20 protein-coding genes are annotated in these 20,144 nt (G+C 59.1%); 10 read left to right on the top strand and 10 right to left on the bottom strand.

What is annotated here, in order from left to right; translation table 11 throughout:
- The first annotated feature begins 66 nt into the window (after positions 1-66).
- The 6 genes from LC334_RS11705 to LC334_RS11730 all read left to right on the top strand — a co-directional run bounded on the left by LC334_RS11705 (position 67) and on the right by LC334_RS11730 (position 6,032).
- The gene (locus LC334_RS11705; protein ID WP_139836392.1) at positions 67-867 is read left to right on the top strand and encodes a hypothetical protein; all 801 of its coding nucleotides are present in this window, start codon (positions 67-69) and stop codon (positions 865-867) included.
- Positions 868-870: 3 nt separating this feature from the next.
- On the top strand, positions 871-2,040 hold the full coding sequence (locus LC334_RS11710; RefSeq protein ID WP_085800725.1) for a winged helix-turn-helix domain-containing protein: 1,170 nt from the start codon (positions 871-873) through the stop codon (positions 2,038-2,040).
- 23 nt (positions 2,041-2,063) lie between these two features.
- Positions 2,064-2,804 carry an SDR family oxidoreductase gene (locus LC334_RS11715; RefSeq protein ID WP_085800726.1) on the top strand — a complete coding sequence of 247 codons (741 nt, stop codon included), beginning with the start codon at positions 2,064-2,066 and terminating at the stop codon, positions 2,802-2,804.
- 65 nt (positions 2,805-2,869) lie between these two features.
- Complete coding sequence (gene gmd, locus LC334_RS11720) at positions 2,870-3,928, top strand: GDP-mannose 4,6-dehydratase (RefSeq protein WP_085800727.1); 1,059 nt, start codon at positions 2,870-2,872, stop codon at positions 3,926-3,928.
- Positions 3,925-4,851, top strand: coding sequence for a GDP-L-fucose synthase family protein (locus tag LC334_RS11725; protein WP_085800728.1), 927 nt, complete (start codon positions 3,925-3,927; stop codon positions 4,849-4,851). The genes gmd and LC334_RS11725 overlap by 4 nt, the downstream gene beginning before the upstream one ends.
- Positions 4,848-6,032 (top strand): DegT/DnrJ/EryC1/StrS family aminotransferase, encoded by a 1,185-nt coding sequence (locus LC334_RS11730; RefSeq protein WP_085800729.1) that lies wholly within the window; start codon positions 4,848-4,850, stop codon positions 6,030-6,032. Before LC334_RS11725 ends, LC334_RS11730 begins: the two co-directional genes overlap by 4 nt.
- A gap of 97 nt (positions 6,033-6,129) precedes the next feature.
- Here the strand turns inward: LC334_RS11730 and LC334_RS11735 are convergent, their stop codons facing one another.
- Entirely contained in the window at positions 6,130-7,089 is a 960-nt protein-coding gene (locus tag LC334_RS11735) for a KpsF/GutQ family sugar-phosphate isomerase (RefSeq protein WP_085800782.1), read from the bottom strand.
- Positions 7,090-7,260: 171 nt separating this feature from the next.
- Here LC334_RS11735 and LC334_RS11740 point away from each other — a divergent pair, with 171 nt between their 5' ends.
- Positions 7,261-8,595, top strand: a complete 1,335-nt coding sequence (locus LC334_RS11740) for a UDP-glucose dehydrogenase family protein (protein ID WP_085800783.1) — start codon at positions 7,261-7,263, stop codon at positions 8,593-8,595.
- 179 nt (positions 8,596-8,774) lie between these two features.
- Here LC334_RS11740 and LC334_RS11745 read toward each other — a convergent pair whose 3' ends face one another.
- Positions 8,775-9,194 carry a MarR family winged helix-turn-helix transcriptional regulator gene (locus LC334_RS11745; protein WP_223412963.1) on the bottom strand — a complete coding sequence of 140 codons (420 nt, stop codon included), beginning with the start codon at positions 9,192-9,194 and terminating at the stop codon, positions 8,775-8,777.
- 163 nt (positions 9,195-9,357) lie between these two features.
- Here LC334_RS11745 and LC334_RS11750 point away from each other — a divergent pair, with 163 nt between their 5' ends.
- A complete protein-coding gene (locus LC334_RS11750; protein ID WP_085800731.1) occupies positions 9,358-10,308 on the top strand; it encodes a catalase in 951 nt (316 codons plus the stop codon).
- A 78-nt stretch (positions 10,309-10,386) separates the two neighbouring features.
- Here the strand turns inward: LC334_RS11750 and LC334_RS11755 are convergent, their stop codons facing one another.
- From LC334_RS11755 to LC334_RS11765, 3 genes are all read right to left on the bottom strand, one after another.
- A complete protein-coding gene (locus tag LC334_RS11755) occupies positions 10,387-11,652 on the bottom strand; it encodes a Na+/H+ antiporter NhaA (RefSeq protein WP_085800732.1) in 1,266 nt (421 codons plus the stop codon).
- Positions 11,653-11,745: 93 nt separating this feature from the next.
- Positions 11,746-12,774 carry a permease gene (locus tag LC334_RS11760; protein WP_085800733.1) on the bottom strand — a complete coding sequence of 343 codons (1,029 nt, stop codon included), beginning with the start codon at positions 12,772-12,774 and terminating at the stop codon, positions 11,746-11,748.
- Positions 12,767-13,111, bottom strand: a complete 345-nt coding sequence (locus LC334_RS11765) for an ArsR/SmtB family transcription factor (protein WP_085800784.1) — start codon at positions 13,109-13,111, stop codon at positions 12,767-12,769. Before LC334_RS11765 ends, LC334_RS11760 begins: the two co-directional genes overlap by 8 nt.
- A gap of 192 nt (positions 13,112-13,303) precedes the next feature.
- On the opposite strand from LC334_RS11765, the gene LC334_RS11770 reads away from it, so the two are divergent.
- On the top strand, positions 13,304-13,891 hold the full coding sequence (locus LC334_RS11770) for a uracil-DNA glycosylase family protein (protein WP_085800734.1): 588 nt from the start codon (positions 13,304-13,306) through the stop codon (positions 13,889-13,891).
- Complete coding sequence (locus LC334_RS11775; RefSeq protein ID WP_085800735.1) at positions 13,884-14,660, top strand: SseB family protein; 777 nt, start codon at positions 13,884-13,886, stop codon at positions 14,658-14,660. The genes LC334_RS11770 and LC334_RS11775 overlap by 8 nt, the downstream gene beginning before the upstream one ends.
- Here the strand turns inward: LC334_RS11775 and LC334_RS11780 are convergent, their stop codons facing one another.
- From LC334_RS11780 to mreC, 5 genes are read right to left on the bottom strand one after another with little or no spacing between them, the layout of a single operon-like run.
- Positions 14,661-15,593: a 2-hydroxyacid dehydrogenase gene (locus tag LC334_RS11780; RefSeq protein ID WP_085800785.1), complete on the bottom strand. Its 933-nt coding sequence runs from the start codon at positions 15,591-15,593 to the stop codon at positions 14,661-14,663.
- 5 nt (positions 15,594-15,598) lie between these two features.
- The gene (gene rodA, locus LC334_RS11785; protein WP_085800736.1) at positions 15,599-16,738 is read right to left on the bottom strand and encodes a rod shape-determining protein RodA; all 1,140 of its coding nucleotides are present in this window, start codon (positions 16,736-16,738) and stop codon (positions 15,599-15,601) included.
- A complete protein-coding gene (mrdA, locus tag LC334_RS11790; protein ID WP_085800737.1) occupies positions 16,735-18,678 on the bottom strand; it encodes a penicillin-binding protein 2 in 1,944 nt (647 codons plus the stop codon). Before mrdA ends, rodA begins: the two co-directional genes overlap by 4 nt.
- Positions 18,675-19,208 carry a rod shape-determining protein MreD gene (locus tag LC334_RS11795; protein WP_085800738.1) on the bottom strand — a complete coding sequence of 178 codons (534 nt, stop codon included), beginning with the start codon at positions 19,206-19,208 and terminating at the stop codon, positions 18,675-18,677. Before LC334_RS11795 ends, mrdA begins: the two co-directional genes overlap by 4 nt.
- Positions 19,201-20,127 carry a rod shape-determining protein MreC gene (mreC, locus tag LC334_RS11800; RefSeq protein ID WP_085800739.1) on the bottom strand — a complete coding sequence of 309 codons (927 nt, stop codon included), beginning with the start codon at positions 20,125-20,127 and terminating at the stop codon, positions 19,201-19,203. Before mreC ends, LC334_RS11795 begins: the two co-directional genes overlap by 8 nt.
- Positions 20,128-20,144 lie beyond the last annotated feature (17 nt).

The raw sequence follows: 20,144 nt of genomic DNA on the forward strand, positions 1-20,144 counted from the left end.
CTCTACACATATACATGCAGGGCAATACAGGATTGCCTGCGGGGGCGGATCGGTAAGGAAAAAAACGTGCAGATCTTCCCATTGATAGCGGCAGCAGTCATCAGCGCGAGCACGATTATTGCTGCGACCAAGCCCGGCATCGCGCAGGATAATTCCTTTCGCAAATCCGATATCGTGCGCTTGATTGGGGAACTGCCGAACTATACGCCAATCCGCGAGGATATGATCGCGCTGGGATTTAAGGGCGAAAAGCTTGAAATGGCGGTGAACCAGATCGCCAGAATGCTGAACGATCCGGTGATCGCCAGCAACATTGCGGATCGCGTGATAGCGGCGCGCAACCCGTCGATCGAGCCGGCCGAGGCCGGTGGGCTGTTCTGGCCGCTGGTCGATCGTGGGCTGGGACACCTTCCCCCGCGTGACCTGCGCTATTTCTATCTTGTCGAACAGACCATGCTGAAGGCACTTCCGACGCGTCAGTGCGGGTTGGCGGTCAAGGAAAGATTGGCGCCCGACAAGCTCGCGGCGGCGACAGGCCGGGTGGCTGCACGGCTGAACACACCGGCATTGCGGGAATATTACCGGATTCAGTACGAGGCCGCGCGCCTCGGGGCCTCTCGCGATGTGACAATGCTGAGCAAGCGTGACGAGGCGCGTGTTGTCGAGAAGATCAACGAGGCCCTTGGCCGGACACTGGCCGACAGACCGGATGCCCCCGCGTTGCTAAGGGCCTACGAGGACCTCAACCGCGTCAGCAACCGACGCGCCTGTATAGCGGGGCGCGTCTTCATGGATGCGGTACTGGCGATGGAAGGGCGTGACCTGCATCATGCCCTCATTCTGCTGAGCGTGCCGTTGGGGTCCTAAGAGATGGTGCTGAAGATTGCCAATCGCGATGCACGGCGGCTCTGGCTTTGGACAAACGGCCTGTCGCCAACGCCGGTGGGCAAGCCGGATGTCATGGAGATGATCCGCCGGTTGGGCTTTGTTCAGATTGATACGATCCGCAACGTGACCCGTGCGCATCATCACATATTGTGGACGCGCAACCAGAATTACCGGGAAAAGATGCTATGGCCATTGTTGCAGTGCGACAGGGCGATCTTTGAACACTTCACCCATGACGCCTCGCTGATCCCGATGGAGTATCTGCCATATTGGCAGCGACAGTTTCGCCGGCTGGGGGAAAAGGCAGCGCAGGGGCCGTGGTATCAATCGGGCCTTGCTCAGCAGGAAATCCGGAATATTCGCGCCCGAATAGAGCGGGAAGGCGCGCTGTCCACCCATGCTTTTGACACCAAGATCGAGGGAAAGCGCGAAATGTGGGCGAGGCCGCCACACAAGAAAGCGCTGGACCAGATGTGGTATGCGGGCGACCTGGCTACCTGTTTCCGCGAGAATTTCGTGAAATTCTATAATCTCAGTGAACGTGTCTTTCCCGCCCACCTAAGAGAAGGCCCCAGTGAGGCCCGCCAGATTGACTGGCTGTGCCATCAGGCGCTTGACCGGCTGACATTTGGCACCAGTGGCGACGTGCAACGCTTTTGGGATGTGGTCGGGGCGCAGGACGCAAAGAACTGGTGTGGCGAAATACCTGATCTGGTACCTGTTGAGGTGCAGTCTGCAAGTGGCGATTACAACACCGCTTGGGCGGTTCCTGACATTGAAGAGCGGCTCAACAACTCGCCCGCACCGACCAAACGCCTGCGCCTGTTGAACCCTTTCGATCCGGCTATCCGGGACCGGAATCGGTTGACGCGGCTTTTCGGATTTGAATACCGAAACGAGATGTTCGTCCCCGCCGCCAAACGCCGCTGGGGCTATTACGTCTACCCGCTGCTTGAAGGCGATCGGTTTGTGGGCCGTATTGAGCTGAAAGCCGATCGTGCGCAGGGATGGATGAAGGTGACCGGTTTCTGGCCCGAGGTGCCGGTAAAATGGGGCGCCGCACGGTTGGAAAAGCTGGAGGCCGAGCTTGGGCGGTTTGCGCGGCTTGCTGGAATAGAGGATATTTCCTGGCATGCGCATCGGGCAGACTAAGTAGGGCTGGAAAAGGGGCAAAGATGCGACTCGAGGGGAAAACCGCAATCGTGACCGGGGGTGCCAGCGGATTTGGTGCAGGCATTACCCGCAAGTTTCTGACCGAAGGCGCGCAGGTGATGATTGCCGATCTGAACAACGAGGCCGCGGCGGCGATGGCGGCCGAGCTTGGCTGCGCCGCCTGCATGGTCGATGTCTCTGACGCGGCCAGCGTTGAAGGTATGAAACGGGCTGCGGAACATACGTTTGGTACACCTGACATTATCGTCAACAACGCGGGCATCACCCATCTGCCGACGGCGCTTGAAGACGTGACCGAAGCGGATTTCGACCGTGTACTGGCGGTCAACTGCAAGTCGGTTTTTCTGACCGCGCAGGCCTTTGTGCCGGAAATGAAGGCGCGGGGCAGCGGGGTATTCCTCAACGTGGCGTCGACCGCCGGGGTCAGCCCCCGGCCAAAGCTGAACTGGTACAACGCCTCCAAGGGCTGGATGATCACCGCAACCAAGGCTATGGCCGTGGAACTGGCGCCCGAAGGCATCCGCGTGAACGCGCTGAACCCCGTTGCCGGGGAAACGCCGCTCTTGCGCAGTTTCATGGGCGAGGACACGCCCGAAATGCGCGCCAAATTCCTCAGCACGATCCCGCTGGGCCGGTTTTCAACGCCCGAGGATATGGGAAACGCGGCGGCGTTCCTCTGCAGTGACGAGGCCAGCATGATCACAGGCGCCAGCCTTGAGGTCGATGGCGGGCGCTGCATCTGACCCCTGTTCATCGGCGCGCGAAAGCTTTATCCGGGGGCAAAGGCAAAGGTAGCGACGAGGCAAAGATGGCGAAAACCGCACTCATCACCGGCGTGACCGGGCAGGACGGGGCCTATCTGGCTGAATTCCTGCTGGATAAGGGCTATCGCGTGCATGGCATCAAGCGCCGCACGTCGCTGTTCAATACCGCGCGGATCGACCACCTGTTCGAAGGTGAGCCCGGTAAATCCGGCCAATTTCAGCTGCATCATGGCGATATGACCGACAGCTCGTCACTGACCCATATCCTGCAAAAAACCCGACCTGACGAGGTGTATAACCTCGCCGCGCAAAGCCATGTCGCCGTCAGCTTTGAAGAGCCTGAATATACCGCCAACTCCGACGCGATGGGGGCGCTGCGCCTGCTCGAAGCGATCCGGTTTCTGGGCATGGGCGAAACCACGCGGTTCTATCAGGCCTCAACCTCGGAACTTTACGGGCTAGTACAGGAAACCCCGCAGACCGAGCGGACGCCGTTCTATCCCCGCTCTCCCTACGCGGTAGCCAAGCTTTACGCCTATTGGATCACCGTCAACTACCGCGAGGCGTACGGGATGTATGCCTGCAATGGCATTCTCTTTAACCACGAAAGCCCCATTCGTGGCGAAACCTTTGTTACCCGCAAAATCACCCGGGCGCTGGCGCGGATCAAGCTGGGCATGCAGGATGAACTGCTCCTTGGCAACATGGACGCCAAACGGGACTGGGGCCATGCGCGCGACTATGTCCATATGATGTGGCTGATGCTGCAGCAGGACACCCCCGAGGATTACGTGATTGCCACCGGCCAGCAATATTCGGTACGTGAATTCGTGTCGCGTGCCGCCGACGCGCTGGAGATGACGTTGACGTTTGAGGGGGACGGCGTGGACGAGGTGGCGCGTGATGCGACCGGCCGCGTGGTGGTCAAGGTCGATCCGCAGTATTTCCGCCCCGCCGAAGTTGAGACCCTATTGGGCGATGCCAGCAAAGCACGGCAGCAACTGGGCTGGGAGCCGGAAACAAGTTTTGCGGAACTGGTGCGCGAGATGGTCGATGCGGATCTGGCGGAAGCAAAGGCGCAGCAACGCGCCGCCGCAACATGAAAATCTTTCTGACCGGCGGGCGCGGCATGGTGGGCCGCGCCATTCAGTACTATCCGAATGCTTCAGGGCATCAAATCGTGGCCCCGAACAGTGACGACCTGGACCTGACCGACAGGCCCGCCGTCATGGACGCGCTCGCCACTGAGCGACCCGACATGGTGATCCACGCTGCGGGGCGTGTGGGCGGCATTCACGCCAATATGGCCGACCCAGAGGCGTTTCTGGTCGAGAATATGGATATGGGGTTCAATATCGTGCGGGCCGCCAAGGCAGCGGGGGTGATCCGGCTGATCAATCTTGGATCCAGCTGTATGTACCCTCATGACGCGCCCAATCCGCTGCACGAGGACAGCCTGGGCAAGGGCGAACTTGAACCCACAAACGAAGGGTATGGGCTGGCAAAACTGGCGGTGGCACGCCTGTGCGACTTCATTGGCCGGGGAGGCGATTTCGCCTATAAAACATTGATTCCCTGCAACCTTTACGGGTTGCACGACAAGTTTGATCCAAAGGTTTCGCATCTGTTGCCGGCGATCATTCGCAAGGTGCACGAGGCGAAACAATCGGGCGCCGGCACGGTCGAGATCTGGGGCGATGGCACAGCCCGGCGCGAGTTCATGTTCTCGGGCGATCTGGCGGATGGCGTCTGGCATGCGGTGGCGCATTTTGATGGCCTGCCGGGCTGCATGAATATCGGTTTGGGTCATGATTATTCGATTAACGAATATTACGCCGAGGCCGCGCAGGTGATCGGCTGGCAGGGTGCATTCTCCCATGATCTGAACCGACCCACCGGCATGAAACAGAAGCTTTTGGCCGTGGATCGGCAGACGGCATTTGGCTGGTCGCCGAAAACAACGCTGCAGGATGGTATCGCACAGACTTACGCGCATTTTCTTGAGCTGGAGGGCGAAAACGCATGAGCGAGCAGGGGTTTCCGCTGGCCACGACAAGTTGGGACGAGAAGGAATATGCCGCCATCGACCGGGTGGTCAAATCCGGCATGTTCTCGATGGGGCCGGAAGTGGCGCGGTTCGAGGAGCAGTTCGCCGCCGCGATGGGCAGCAAGTATTGCGTGATGGTCAATTCCGGCTCGTCCGCGAACCTGATCATCGTTGCGGCTCTTCGTTATCACTCCAGACACGGGTTGCCTGAGGGCGCCGAGGTGATCGTGCCTGCGGTCAGCTGGTCAACCACCTATTATCCGCTGCATCAATATGGGTTGCGCCAGAAATTCGTCGATATCGACCGGAATACGCTGAATTATGATCTTGACGCGCTGGCCGAGGCGATCAGCCCAGAGACGCGGGCAATCATGGTGGTGAACCTCCTGGGCAACCCGAATGAGTTCGAGCGGATCGGCAAGATCATCGGTGATCGTGATATCCTGCTGATCGAGGACAATTGCGAGTCACTCGGGGCCACGTATCAAGGGCGTCAGGCGGGGACTTTCGGGATTGCGGGCAGCTACTCTTCGTTCTTTTCTCACCATATCGCGACCATGGAAGGTGGCCTTGTGGTGACCGATGACGAGGAATTGCATCACATCATGCTGTCGGTACGCTCACACGGCTGGACCCGGCATCTGCCCAAGTTCAACCACGTGACCGGAGAGAAAAGTGACGATCCGTTCGAGGAGAGCTTCAGGTTCGTGTTGCCCGGTTATAACCTGCGCCCGGTTGAGATGAGCGGCGCGATCGGGCAGGAACAGATCGCGAAACTACCGATGATCGTGGAAGAGCGGCGCAAGAACGCCGATAGCTTTCGCGCGTTGATGCAGGGCTATCCGCAGATCCGTATTCAGCAGGAGATCGGCGAAAGCAGCTGGTTCGGGTTCTCACTGGTGATTCAGCCGGATGCCGGTTTCGATCGGGCAGCGCTTATTCGGGCATTGGGAGATCACGGTGTAGAGTGCCGCCCTATCGTGACCGGCAATTTTGCCAAGAACGACGTGGTGAAAAATCACATGGATCACGTTATCCACGGGGCGCTGAAGAACGCGGAAGATATTGATAAAAATGGTCTTTTTATCGGTAATCATCACTATCCGCTGAACAAGAAATGGGGGTTGTTGCGCGCGGCCTTTGACCAGTTGATCGACTAAGCGTGCTGTTCTCAAAAGGAGTGCGCTGACGAGCACGCTCGATATCTCGTCATTCGCGCTTTGCGCTGCTTCCTCGGATTGGCGCGTGAGGAGAGCTTCAGGCTACCCCGGCGCGGAGGGCGTCGTGGATATGGACAAGGCCGACCAAATGGTGATTTTCGTCAGTCACAAGCATCGTCGTGCGTTTGTGGGTGTTCATCACGCCGAGAGTTTCAATCAGCAGCGTGTCGGGGGTCGTGACCATCGGTTTTCGCGTGGCGACCTCTCCCGCGGTGCGGCTCATGAGCCCCTCCATGTTGCGGCGCAGGTCGCCATCGGTGATCACGCCCGTCAGACGCGCGTTTTCGACCACGGCGGCGACGCCGAACCCTTTGGCGGTCATTTCGATCAGCGTATCGCTCATCGGGGTGGTTTCATGCACGATGGGCAGATCCTCACCCTTATGCATCACCGCGCTGACCTTCAGCAGTTGCGCGCCAAGAGTGCCGCCGGGATGGAACGCAAGGAAGTTTTCGCGCTCGAACCCGCGGTGCTTCATCAGCGCCACCGCCAGCGCGTCGCCCATGGCAATCGTGCAGGTGGTCGAGGTAGTGGGCGCCATGCCGATGCCGCAGGCCTCGGGAGCGTTGGGCAGCGGCAGCAGGAAATCCGCCTGCGTGCCAAGGGTGCTGGCGGGTTTTTTGGTAATGGCAATCAGCGGAATGGCGTAGCGGCGCGTATGGGCGATGATGTCGGCCAGTTCACGGGTTTCGCCCGAGTTTGAGATCAGGATCACTGCATCATCGGAGGTGATCATGCCGAGATCGCCGTGGCTGGCTTCGCCCGGGTGAACCGTTTGCGCCGGGGTGCCGGTACTGGCCATGGTGGCGGCGATCTTGGCGGCGATATGGCCGGATTTTCCCATGCCGGATACCACCACCCGACCACGCACCTTGAGCAGTGTTTCGATCACCTTGTCGAAATTGTCCGGCAGGTTGTCCCGCATCTGCTGCAACGCGTCCCCTTCGATGCTGAGCACATCGTGGGCGATCTGGCTTGGTGTTTTCTGCGCGGTCATTTTGTTGGGGCTCCGGCGGTGATGCGACGCCGCGTGATAGCGCGCGTTCGGGTGCTCGCCAAGCCCCCAACGCGTACCTGCATCGGTTCCATGCCGTGTTGTGCGTCCTGAATTGACTTGAAAGCAGGGCTGCCGCATAACCCGAAACGGGGCAGTAACGAGGATGAGCAGATGAAAATCGCGGTGATTGGAACCGGATATGTCGGGCTTGTGTCCGGCGTGTGTTTTTCAGATTTTGGGCATGATGTGGTCTGCGTGGATAAAGATCCTGCAAAGATCGACATGCTGGGGCGGGGCGAGGTTCCAATTTACGAGCCGGGTCTTGACACGCTGATGGAAAAGAATGTCGAGGCGGACCGTCTGAAATTCACCACCGATCTGGCCAGCGCGGTGGACGGTGCCGAAGCGATATTTATTGCGGTGGGAACACCCGCCCGGCGTGGTGACGGCCATGCCGATCTGAGCTTCGTGATGGCGGCGGCCGAAGAGATTGCCGGTATCGCCAAGAATTACGTTGTCATTGTCACTAAATCCACCGTGCCGGTCGGGACCAACCGGCAGGTCAAGCAGGTCGTGAAAAAGGCCAATCCGGATCTGGATTTCGACGTGGCCAGCAACCCCGAATTTCTGCGCGAAGGCGCCGCGATCGACGATTTCATGAAGCCCGACCGTGTGGTTGTCGGTGTACAATCCGACCGCGCGGCTGAGGTCATGGCCGATATCTATCGTCCGCTATATCTGCGCGATTTCCCGATCATTACCACCGATCTGGAAAGCGCCGAGATGATCAAATATGCCGCGAATGCCTTTCTGGCAACCAAGATCACCTTCATCAACGAAATCGCCGCGCTGTGCGAGCGCACCGGCGCTGATGTGAAGCAGGTGAGCCACGGCGTGGGTCTGGACGGGCGCATCGGCAACAAGTTCCTGCATGCCGGGCCGGGCTATGGCGGAAGCTGTTTTCCCAAAGACACCAAGGCGCTGGCGCGGATCGGCCAGGAGTACGGTTCGCCGATGCAGATCACCGAAACCGTGATCAGCGTCAACGAAGAAATCAAGCGCCGCATGATCGACAAGCTGCGTGATCTCTGTGACGGATCATTCAATGGCAAAGTGATCGGGATCTTGGGCGTGACGTTCAAACCCAATACCGATGATATGCGCGACGCGCCCAGCCTGACGATCGTTCCGGCACTTGTGGGCGGCGGTGCGAAGGTACGGGTGACCGACCCGCAGGGTCGTCACGAGGGCGAGGCGCTGTTGCCGGGTGTCAGTTGGTTCGACGATCCCTATAAATGCGCCAATAATGCCGACCTGCTGGTCATCCTGACCGAATGGAACGAGTTTCGGGCCCTCGACCTTAAGCGGATTGCCCGGAAGATGAACAGCCCGAGGATGGCTGATCTGCGCAATATCTATGCGCCCAAGGATGCCAAGCGTGCCGGGTTCGATGCCTATGACAGCATCGGACGCGAAGGATTTTTGAAACTTTCGAACGACTCCTGAAATTCGGGTTGAGTAGCCGGACCAGAATACATGCCGAGGCTGGCGTACTAACGGATTTGAGCGCTGCGCCGAACCAAGGGCCTGACCCGGGTTTCGGCTAAAACCATCCGATATCTGGCGCTGGGGCGACTTTCGACAAAGCAGAAGGGTCGATTTGGCGTTCAAAATAGCGCGACGCTTTATGTAGCGTTCTTCGCTTTGGATGCCGCGATTTGTCTGCAGAGCCGGATGACTGTGTCTGCTTCGGTCTCAGACAGACCAAGACGGTCAAACACCTCTGACGACACGCTGCAGCTTTTCGTCCAGATACTGCGCCCGGCATCTGTGAGAGATACGATTTTTTGCCGTTCGTCCCCCTCGCGAAATTCGCGCAGCAGCAGCCCTTTTTCTTCCAGACGACGCAGCAGGAGCGTCATTGTCGCCTTGGATACTTCCAGCCGTCCGGCGAGGGATGTGATCGACACCGCGTCGTCCTCGGCCAGCGCCATCAGCACAAGATATTGAGAATAGGTGAGGCCCTGAGCCTTCAGAAGCGTCTGGTAGTGCTGCTCAACCGAATGTGATGCGGCGTAAAGCGCAAAACATAACTGATTGTCCAAGCGGACACTGGGTTTTCCAGCAGATTTTGTTTGTTCTGACAATGGCTTCCGGCTTTCTTTCATGACGGGGTGCCTCTTCAGTACCATTAAAAATTCCACTTGCATATAGTAAGTATACTAATTATAAACAAGTTTATATTATGCAAAAACAGGAGTACCGACGATGCGCACGATTCTTATGGCGACATGCCTTTCACTTGCCTCTCTGCCCGCTGCCGGGGGTGAGTTCGATACCGAAGGCGGGTTTGCCGCTTTTGAAAATCTTTTTGGCGTAACCGAAGGAAAGCGACGCAATCACACCAAAGGGTTCTGTGTCGAGGGCGAGTTGACACCCGTCGACGAGGCGATCAAAGCCTATTCCACAAGCCCTCTTTTTACCGGTACCTCGGACGTAATAGCGCGGGTGTCGCACAAGGGCGGTAAGGCCAATCCGGCGGACGACAAATACGGTTTGCTTGGCTTGTCGATGGAAATTAGCACGCATGATGATGATCTTCATGTGATCGGGATGAATACCGAACATTTCTTCCCGGTCTCGACCAGTGAGGCGTTCATCGAGCTTTTGCGTGCCAAAGCCACTGGCGGGGACGCGGTAAAGGAATTCGCCGCCGCTCATCCCGAATTGAAGGCCTACAAGGCCTACCACGGGGCTCTTGATAAGACGCTGCGCCCCTATGAAGGCACGACCTATAACAGCGTAAATGCGTTTTACCTGGTGAACGAGGCCGGCGAAAAAACGGCGATGCGCTTTTCCTTCCGGCCATCGGGCGACGAGGCGATCGTGGTGGACACGCATCCCGATTTCTTCCTGGACAACATGCAGGCAAATATCGCCCAGGGCACGGTTTCATGGGACATGGTGGTGACATTGGCCAATCCGGGCGACCCGGTTGCAGATCCTTCCGCGCAGTGGACCGGAGATCACACCGAGATCGTCGCTGCCCGATTTACAGCGAATGCCGCAATGTCCGAAGAGGACGGGCAATGCGATGCGATCAATTTCGATCCGACCGTGCTCAGCAACGGGTTCGAGCCTTCCGAGGATCCTATGCTGCAGGTTCGCTCCATGATCTATGCTCATGGCGTCGGAAAGCGCCTGTCTGAAAAGGAATGATCTGCTGACCATCGCTACCGGGCAGGATTACGGCCCCACGGGGCCCTAGTCACACTTGCCGCGCCTTGTGTCGCAGAATCAGGTCTCCAAAGCCCCCTGGATCGTTTGTTTTTGCACCCTCAGGACCTTGCCAGCGATGATCGACAGGATTGCTGCCGCAAAACTGAACAGCGCGCCCATCTTGGCAGCGTCCTGAACCGGCCCGGGATCGAAGGCGACTGAGGCCACGAACAGAGACACGGTAAAGCCGATGGCGGCAACGAAGCCGATCACCACCAGATCGACAATGCGCATGCCTTGGGGGATGCCCAGCCCCATCGGTTTCGCGGCCACCCAGCCAAAGAGCAATATGCCCACCGGTTTGCCGATGATCAGACCTGCGAGCACCAGCCAGGTGGCATCCCCGATTGACGAAAATTCGACCCCTGCATTCATTAGCCCAAACAGGAACAGCACAATTTCGACGGGGTGTTTCAGCGCATGTTCCAACACGTTCAGAAGGTCTTTCAGGTATTTCTCGGCCGCGCTGAAAATACCAAAGGCACGGTCTGCGTGTGGAATGGCAGGGACGATGGGCAACAGGCCAAGCGCCGGATGCAGGCCCGAGCGCATGAACCCGTACCAGCAGGCGCAGCCCGCAACGATATAGGGGGCACCGCCCAGACTCGCGCGAATGCGGGTCGAATTGGGCCGGTCCTGTTTGCCCCGGTCCAGACGGCGGGGCAACCAGTTGAACAGCAGATAGACCATCGCCGCCGCGCCGAACGAAAACAGCAACCACATCGGCGCCAGATCGCCCGACGGGTAGAAGACCGCCAGAATGATCAGCCCCGCCGCGTCGTCGGCAATGGCCAGTAGCAGCAGAAACCTCACCGCCGGATGGCCTGCACCAAAAACGATCCGCCCGATCAGGTAACTGAAGGCGATGTCGGTGGCTGTCGGAATGGCCCAGCCATTGGCCACGGCGTCATAGGTGTCTGACCCCATCAGTGCGGCCAGTCCCAGATAGACCGCGATTGGCCCGAACATGCCGCCCGCGGTTGCAAACAGGGGCGTTGCAGCCTTTTTGCCGCGCAATGAGCCGTTGCTGAGGATCACCGCCTCCCACACTTCCTTGGCGGCGATGGCAAAGAACAATGCCATCAGGATATCGTTGACCAGATAGTGCAGTGTCAGCGTCCGGTGGCCATCATGCAGATGCCCGATCGGGGCATGATCCCAGATCACGAACTCGGTGAAGGCATGGTAGCTATGGGCGTCGATATTGGCCCAGATCAAAGCGATCAACGCGCCGAAGATCAGCAGCAGTGAATACTCGGCGACAAAATTCCAGACGCGATACATGTGACCACCCTGTTTCGCAGCTTCCAGGTTCAGACCTAGGGTATTTAGCGAAACGGGGCAACCAGAGGCGCGAACGGTCGCAAATGTCAGGCGTCAGGCAACGGCCTGCCAGGCCACGCCCGCCAGCACCGCGCCCATCATCGCATAGCCGATATAGGCGGCAAAGACCCTTGGCTTGACCAGCGCCCAGACGGCGATGGCGGCGGGGATGCAGCTTACGCCGCCCGCGATGACAAAGCTCATCGCAGCGCCCTGGGTCATGCCCTGAGCAAGCAGCGCGTCGACCAGCGGCACCGCTGCATAGCCGTTGAGGTAGGCAGGTGCGCCGACTACGGCCCCCAGGATGATCGGCATCAGCCCGTCGCCGCCCAGCACAGAGGCTACCAGATCGGCGGGAATATATTCCAGCATCAGCGCCTCGATCACATAGGCCAGTGCCAGCCATTTCAGCAGGAAATGCGCATTGTCGAGCGCGCTCGTCCTGAACGCCTGACGCCGGGCATTTTCGCCCCAGAACTTCCACACCGGCTTGCCCTCAAACGGCTTGTCGCTGCTGCAGCACCCGCCACAGCCCTGTTTTTTCTCGCGCAGGGGGTCGGCAAAAACCGCGCTTCGCGCCGCCAGCATGGTGGCAAAGCCACCCATCAACCCGATGCTGACCGCTGCCAACGTCTTGGCGATGGCAAATTCCCAGCCCAGCGTCCCAGAGGTGATCAGGAACATCGCCGGGTCCATCAGGGGCGAGGCCAGCCAGAACGCCATCACCGCGGCCAAAGGCGCACCAAGCGCCAGCATCGCCGCGATGAACGGGATTACCTCGCAGGAACAGAAGGGCGAAAGGCCCCCCAACAGCGCCGCCAGCACGATCATGCGTACCTGCCGTCCCTCGAAAGCTTTCGCCAGCAGGCTCTCGGCGCCGCTGGCCTTCATGTAGGCCACGGCCAGCACCGCGAAGGTGATGAAAGGCGCCGTGTGCCACAGCGCATCGCTGGCGAAGGTGATTGTCGGCCATAGCTGCGCCCAGTCGAATACCGCCACCAGCGCCAGAATGATGACCAACGCCACCCACGCCTTGTCGAGACGCCATTTCGGCCCCTGGGATTGTACCGTCGTGTCAGTCATGTCCGTGTCCTTCATGCGGGTGATCACTGTCGGCGCAACATTCGCGCAGCAGGAATTCCGAGATGCTTTTCAATTCGTCATAAGCGACCGCTGCGCAGATGATGCTGCGCCCGCGTTTCTCCTGGGTGACCAGCCCGGCCTGCGCCAGAATTTTCATGTGATGGGTCAGGGTCGATCCGGTCACACCGGTCCGTTCTCCCAACTCGCCGATGCTCAGCCCCTCGGGACCGGCCCGCACAAGGCTGCGCAACACCATAAGCCGCTGCTCGCTGCCAAGCGCTGCAAAGGTCGAGGCCGCCAGGGCCAGGTCAAGATCGGGAATCGCTGTCTGTTTCATGTTTCTAGAATTATAGAAATAAAATCCGGATGCAACCTTTATTTCGAATATTGTCGAAATAATGTATGGACGGCCGAAGGACCAATCTACCAAATCTTCGTGCCGATCGTTCGTCATGATCCGGCATCGCCCGGCTGGACGTGCAAAACGTACAGAACTCGCGTACGTTCCGTACATCCTGTACCGAATGACATGACCGATCTTACAGTTAACATTTCCCGCTGCCGTCTGTGCGCCGACCGCTTCGCCGCGACCCACACGGCGCATGAACCGCGCCCTGTCGTCTGGTTCAAACCCTCGGCGCGGCTGTTGATCGCCGGGCAGGCGCCAGGGATGCGCGTGCACAAGTCAGGCAAGCCCTTTGATGATCCCTCGGGGGATCGCCTGCGCGACTGGCTGGGGCTAAGCCCTTCAGAATTCTACGATAAATCCCGCGTTGCCGTGGTGCCGATGGCGTTTTGTTTTCCGGGCTACGACGCCAAGGGATCGGATCTGCCACCGCCCAGGATCTGCGGCACGACATGGCACGATCAGGTCATGCAAACCCTTGATAAGGTTGAGCTTACTGTGCTTGTGGGCGGCTATGCCCATAAATATCACATGGGCGTGAAAACTGGCGTGACGGATACGGTCAGGGCATGGGAATCGCACGCGCCCCGCCTCTTTCCCTTGCCTCATCCCTCGTGGCGCAATACAGGCTGGCTTAAGAAAAACCCGTGGTTCGAGGAAAATCTTTTGCCGAAATTACGCGCGCAGGTTCAAAGGGTTATACATGGCTGAGACCATTCTGGATGCTGCCCATGCCGCCATGCAGGCCGACGTTAACGATGACGCCGCCCGGCTGCACTTCTATGAAAAACTGGTCGGGAGCGAGCTGTTTCTGTTGCTCGAATCAGAACCCGAAGATGATCAAATTACCCCGCATGTGTTTGATTTAACGGATGAATCCTTTGTTCTGATCTTCGATCGCGAGGACCGGCTGACGCAATTCACCGGCATCACCTCTCCCTATGCGGCCTTATCGGGGCGCACGGTGTTTCAACTGCTGGCCCCGCAGGGGCTGGGCGTGGGGTTCAACCTCGATGTTGCACCCTCGTCGATCCTGCTGCCTGCCGAGGCGGTGGACTGGCTGGCCAATATGGAAATTGCCCCCGACGAAATCTCTCAGAAAGTGGAAAAATTCAACGCGCCCAAAGGGTTGCCCGAAGCGTTCCTGAGCGCGCTCGACACCCGTCTTGCGGCCGCCACGGGGCTGGCCGATCTCGCCTATCTGGTGGCGGCCGATTACGCCAATGGCAGCAACGGCCATCTGCTTGGCTTTGTTAACGCCCGTCCGGATGCCCATGCCGCATTGACGCAAACTGTGGCCCAGGCCCTTGTTTTTTCAGGCCTTGAGGCCGGTACAATTGATGTCGGTTTTTTCGATGCCGCCAATCCGGCGGCGGCAAAACTGGCGAAATGCGGGTTGCGATTCGATCTGCCTCAGCCGCAGGTCACGACGCGGTCAGCCCCCGGATCAGACCCGGAAAAGCCGCCTATTCTCAGGTAATTAGTATCCCAGGCTGCGATCCACAAGATGCAGGAACGGCTCGCCCGCCTCGCCCCGGCGGATGTTCTCGGCGATCACCTGTGCGGCCGTTTCGGGCCGCGTCTCGGACGCGATATGCGGGGTCACGGTAACTTTTGGATGTGCCCAATAGGGGTGATCGCGGGGCAGGGGCTCCACCCGGAAGACGTCCAGCGTGGCATGGCCGATCTGGCCCGCATCCAACGCGTTCAGCAGCGCGTCATCGTCAATCAACGGCCCTCGTCCGGGGTTGATAATCACCGCGCCTTTGGGCGTCTGTGCCAGTGTTTTGGCATTCAGGATATTTTCGGTCTGCGGCGTAAAGGGCAGCAACAGAACAAGAATTTCAGCGGTGCCCAAGGCCTGAGCTAATCCATCCTCGCCGGACAAGCAGGTGATGCCGGTGGCGTCCTTGGGGGATCGGCTCCACCCGGTGACGTCAAAGCCAAGCCTCGCCAATGCGGTGCCGCAGGCGGCCCCAAGCGTGCCCAGCCCCAGGATCGTGACGCCGCGATGCTCCGCCAGCGGCGGGATTTCCTTACGCCATTCCCCGTCCTGGCCGTTAACATGAAGGTCGGTGTTTAAATGGTGTCGCAGCACATGGCCGGTGACCCATTCGATCATTCCCTGCGTCAGCCCGTGATCGACCATCCGCGCCAGCGGAATCTTAAGGGTCTGGTTACCCACAACATCCTCAACCCCCGCCCAAAGGTTAAGAACTGCCCTGGCGCGGGTGAATTTCGTGAAATCCTGCACCTCGCTATTGGGCGCGTAGACGATGTAATCAACCTGCTCCGGCGGCAGATCCGTGCTCAGAGCGACATCTAGACCGGCGGCGGAAAAAGCTGATTTCAAGGGGTTTTCGTAGGTTTTCCACCGCTCGTACATGGCGGCAAACAGCACGTTGACGGTCATCTTTGTCACCTTGGTTTATGGATATGCGCACTCTGGATCAGGCCAAAACCGATGAGCAGGATCAGCATCGCCGATCCGCCGTAGCTGACCAGCGGCAAAGGCACCCCCACCACCGGCGCCAACCCCATGACCATCGACATGTTGACCGCGTAGAACAGGAAAAAGGTTGCCGCAACACCGAGGATCAACAAGGACGAAAAGCGATCCTTGTTGGACAGCGCAGCGATGATACAGAAGAAAACGATCAGCGCATAAAGCGACAAAAGTGAAAAAGCACCGACAAACCCGAACTCTTCCGCCAGCGTTGTAAAGATAAAGTCCGTGTGCTTTTCGGGCAAGAAATTCAGTCTTGATTGCGTGCCTTGCATGAACCCGCGCCCTGCCCAACCGCCGGACCCTAAAGAGATTTTGGATTGTGTGATGTGATATCCCGCCCCCAGCGGGTCGCTGGAAGGGTCCAGAAACGTATCAATGCGCCGGAACTGGTAGTCCTTCAATAGCTGCCAGGGTGTTCCCCGACTCTGGAATACAGTTGTGATAAGCGCGACAACCGCCGCGATCACAACCGCGAAATATCCCCAATGCACGCCCGCCAGGAACATCACAAGCGCTCCTGCGGTGATTAGCAGGATCGACGTGCCGAGATCTGGCTGCTTCAGGACCAATGCTACCGGGATCAGGATCAGGATCACTGGAAGCACGACCCATATGAAACGCGAGGTCTTCTTCAGGGGCAGCCAGTCGTAATAGGCGGCCAGCACCATGACGAGCGCGATTTTCATCAGTTCCGAGGGCTGAAGACGCATGAATCCGAGGTTTATCCAGCGCTGCGCCCCTTTGCCTTCGATGCCGACAAGTTCCACCGCGACAAGCAGCAGGAGCGAGATGATGTAGGCGACGACCGACATGTTTCGCCAGAACCATATGGGCACCATGGCGACGAAGAGCATCAACACGAGACCAAGCGCGAAACGCTTCATCTGTGGTCCGGCCCAGGGTGAAAAAGATCCGCCCGCCACCGAATAGAGCATCAGAAAACCCGCCGAGGCGACCGCGATCAACAGGACGATCAAGGGCCAGTTGAGATAGAGCACCTTGCGGAACCCTGTGGGCGTGGTCTTGACGGTATATTCCAGATAACTCATGCGCGGTCGCTTTTGTCTTTATGGCGATCTGGCCGGATCTGGCGTAGCCTTTCCTGCTGTTCCTTGATCCGGGCACGATCGGCTGTTGGATAGGCTGTCAGCGGTGGCTCGCCGCCGTAAAGCGCCTGCAACGTAACATCCCGCGCAATCGGCGCCGCCGCGGTCGAGCCGCCACCGCCATGTTCGACCACGACGCAAACCGCAATCTTGGGTTTGTCGAACGGTGCAAAGTTCACATAGAGCGCGTGATCGCGCCGCTCCCACGGCAGGTCGCGGTTACGGGTCACACCACGCGCGCGCTCGGCCTTGGTGATGTTCCGCACCTGGCTGGTGCCCGTCTTGCCCGCCATCTTGAAGGCATCTTCGACGATCCGGCTGCGGTAGGCGGTGCCACGGTTACTGTTCGAGACCGCGTACATCGCCTTGCGCACCAGTCTCAGAAGGTTTTCGTTGAGCCCAAGATCCTCGGGCGGCTCAATGGCTTCCTCGACGCCATTGATGGATTTGATCAGCCGCGGCTTGATCATCTTGCCGGTCGCAAGCCGTGCGGTCATCACCGCAAGCTGCAACGGAGAGGCCAGAACATAGCCCTGTCCAATCGCCACATTCACCGTATCGCCGCGCAGCCATTCGCTGCCCTTGCTCTCCAGTTTCCATTCATTGGTCGGCGCCAGCCCTTGAGAAACGCTTGTCATCGGCAGGTCATGCACGACGCCAAGGCCCAGGCGCCGGGCCATGTCGCTTATCCGCTCGATGCCCGCACGTTGTGCCATATCGTAATAGTAGACATCGCAGCTTTCGCGCAATGAACGGTGCAGATCCACATAGCCGTGGCCTGCGCGTTTCCAGCAGTGGAAGCGCCGCCCGCCGACCCTCAGATGTCCCGGGCAATAGACCGTATCGCCCGGAACGGCCACGCCGCTTTCAAGCGCTGCCAGCGCGGTGACCATCTTGAAGGTTGATCCCGGCGGATAGACACCTTGAACGGCCTTGTTTGGCAAAGGCCGGTATTTGTTTTCCAGAAGTGCCTTGTAGTCAGCGCTGGAGATGCCGCGGACAAAGAGGTTGGGATCGTAATTCGGCGACGAGGCGCAGGCCAGCAGATCGCCGGTTTCGCAATCGATCACCACCGTTGCGGCACTTTCTCCATCAAGCCTGTCGTTGACATAGGCCTGCAGCTCGTTGTCGACGGTGATCTGGATATCTTGTCCCGCCACACCTTTCTTGCGGTCAAGTTCGCGCATGACACGACCGGCTGCGTTGACCTCGACCCGCTTGGTACCGGCGGTGCCGCGCAACGTATCTTCCATCTTCACTTCCAGACCGATCTTGCCGATCTGGAACCGGGGGATAAGCAGCAAGGCGTCCGGCGCGTCTATATTCTCGAGATCGCGGTCACTGACGGCGCCGACATAGCCGACGATATGGCCGTAATCGCCACCACCGGGATAGTGTCGTGACAGTCCGACCTCGGGTGTAATACCGGGCAGGGCAGGGGCGTTGACCGCGACACGGCTGATCTCGTCCCAACTGACGCGATCGGCCACCGTCACTTGGGTATCGCCGCGCAACTCCTTCAATTCGCGCCGCGCGCGTTTCAGCAGGTCCGGGTCAAGCTCGACCAGTTTTGACAGCCGGGTGATAACCTCTTCCACGTCACCGGCATCCTCGCGCACCATGGTGATGCGATAACTGGGGGCGTTTTCGGCCACAATCGCACCGGTGCGGTCAAAGATGCGGCCACGTGCCGGCGGTATCAGACGTATATTGATGCGGTTCTCTTCGGCAAGCAGGCGAAACTGATCAGCCTGTTCCACCTGCATATATCGCATTCGCAGCGCCAGGAGGGTCATGAAACCAGCCTGTGCCCCGCCAAGAATAAGCCCGCGCCGCGTGATCTTGCGCTGACTGTCGGCAGTGTCTTTGGCCGGGCGCTTCATATCCTGTATCCCCGCGTATCGGTATCTCTGGGGCCGCGCCTGCGGATGCCAAAGACGCTTTGGGTTATCAGCACGACGATGGGATACGCGATCAGCGTCATCACCATCTGGATCAGGCTGAGGCCAAGCGGTGCCTGATCGATTACCGTCAGCCCGAGGATGATGCGATACCCCAGGGTCATGATCACCAGCGTCGTGGCGACGGTCAGCCATTCGACAGGGAAGGTCAGATCACGCAAACCGGGCGCGCGGTTTCGCAGCGTTTCGCTGCCCAGAAGCACCAGTGCTGCCCATAGCCCGGGGGGGCGTTGCACCAGAAAATCAGCCAGCAGAAAGATTAGTGCGATCAATACAGGCGGTGCACAATCGGGCCGTCTGAGCACCCAGGCGAAGGTAACCGCCAACATCAGTTCGGGCGCAGCCCAGGCCTTGGGGACGGTATCGAGCGGCAAGAGCTGCAGGAACAACAGGACCACGCAAACCAGAACATAGAGGCTGCGCATCATCAGGGGGCGCCGAGTGTCAGCCATTTTCACCCTCCGCCGTTGTGTCGGTGGAGGTTTCAGGCGTCTCGGATGGATCGTTCCGAAGCGCCGGGGCGATCAGGTTGCCAGGGTCGGTGATAGATTCGTTACCGTAGTGGCGCAGGACGCGTAGAAATTTCAGGCGTTCATAGTCGGCGGCCAGCCGCACCCGCATGCGTCCGCCCGGGTCTTCCGCGACCTGACCGACAAGCAATCCGGCCGGAAACACACCCCCATCGCCCGACGACATGACCCTGTCGCCCGGCCTGACCTGATCGGCATCTTCGATGAAATCAATCGGCGGGGCGGCAGTATTATCCCCAATCAGCAGTGCCTGTTGACCGGACGGCTGGATGGTAACGGGAACGCGGCTGGAGGTATCGGTCAGCAGGATCACCCGCGCGGTATTGTTGCCAACACCTGAAATGCGCCCGATGAGCCCAAGACCATCCATCGCGGCCCATCCATCGACAATCCCGTCGCGCCCGCCGACATTCAACAGCACCGACTGGCGAAACGGCGATCCACTGTCAGCCAGCACGACGCCGGTGACATAGGTCAGGCGCGGATCGAGCTGTACATTGTTCAAATCCAGCAAGCGCGCATTTTCCTGCTCTAGCTGTAGCGCGGCCTCTTTCCAGGCCTTCATCTGCTGCAATTCGCGCCGCAATTCCTGATTTTGCTGGTAGATGCGGCGATAGCTCTGAAAGTCACGCAGGATGTTTACAGTACCTGTCACCGGCGCCATGGCCCAGTCAAAGCTGGGTACGACCCGGTCAACCACCTGCGCGCGAAACCGTTCGACCCGGGGGCTGTCAATGCGCCACAGCAGGAAGAGCCCAAGCAGAAACAGCAGCAAGACCCCGAAAAGCAATCGCCTTAACGGGCCGGTGAATTCGCCGGATTGTTCTCGGTCACTCGCCAATGGCTCTCCTTTTGTCT

Origin of the sequence: Roseovarius aestuarii (assembly GCF_019966515.1) — a bacterium.
In the GTDB taxonomy this organism is placed as follows: Bacteria; Pseudomonadota; Alphaproteobacteria; order Rhodobacterales; family Rhodobacteraceae; genus Roseovarius; species Roseovarius aestuarii.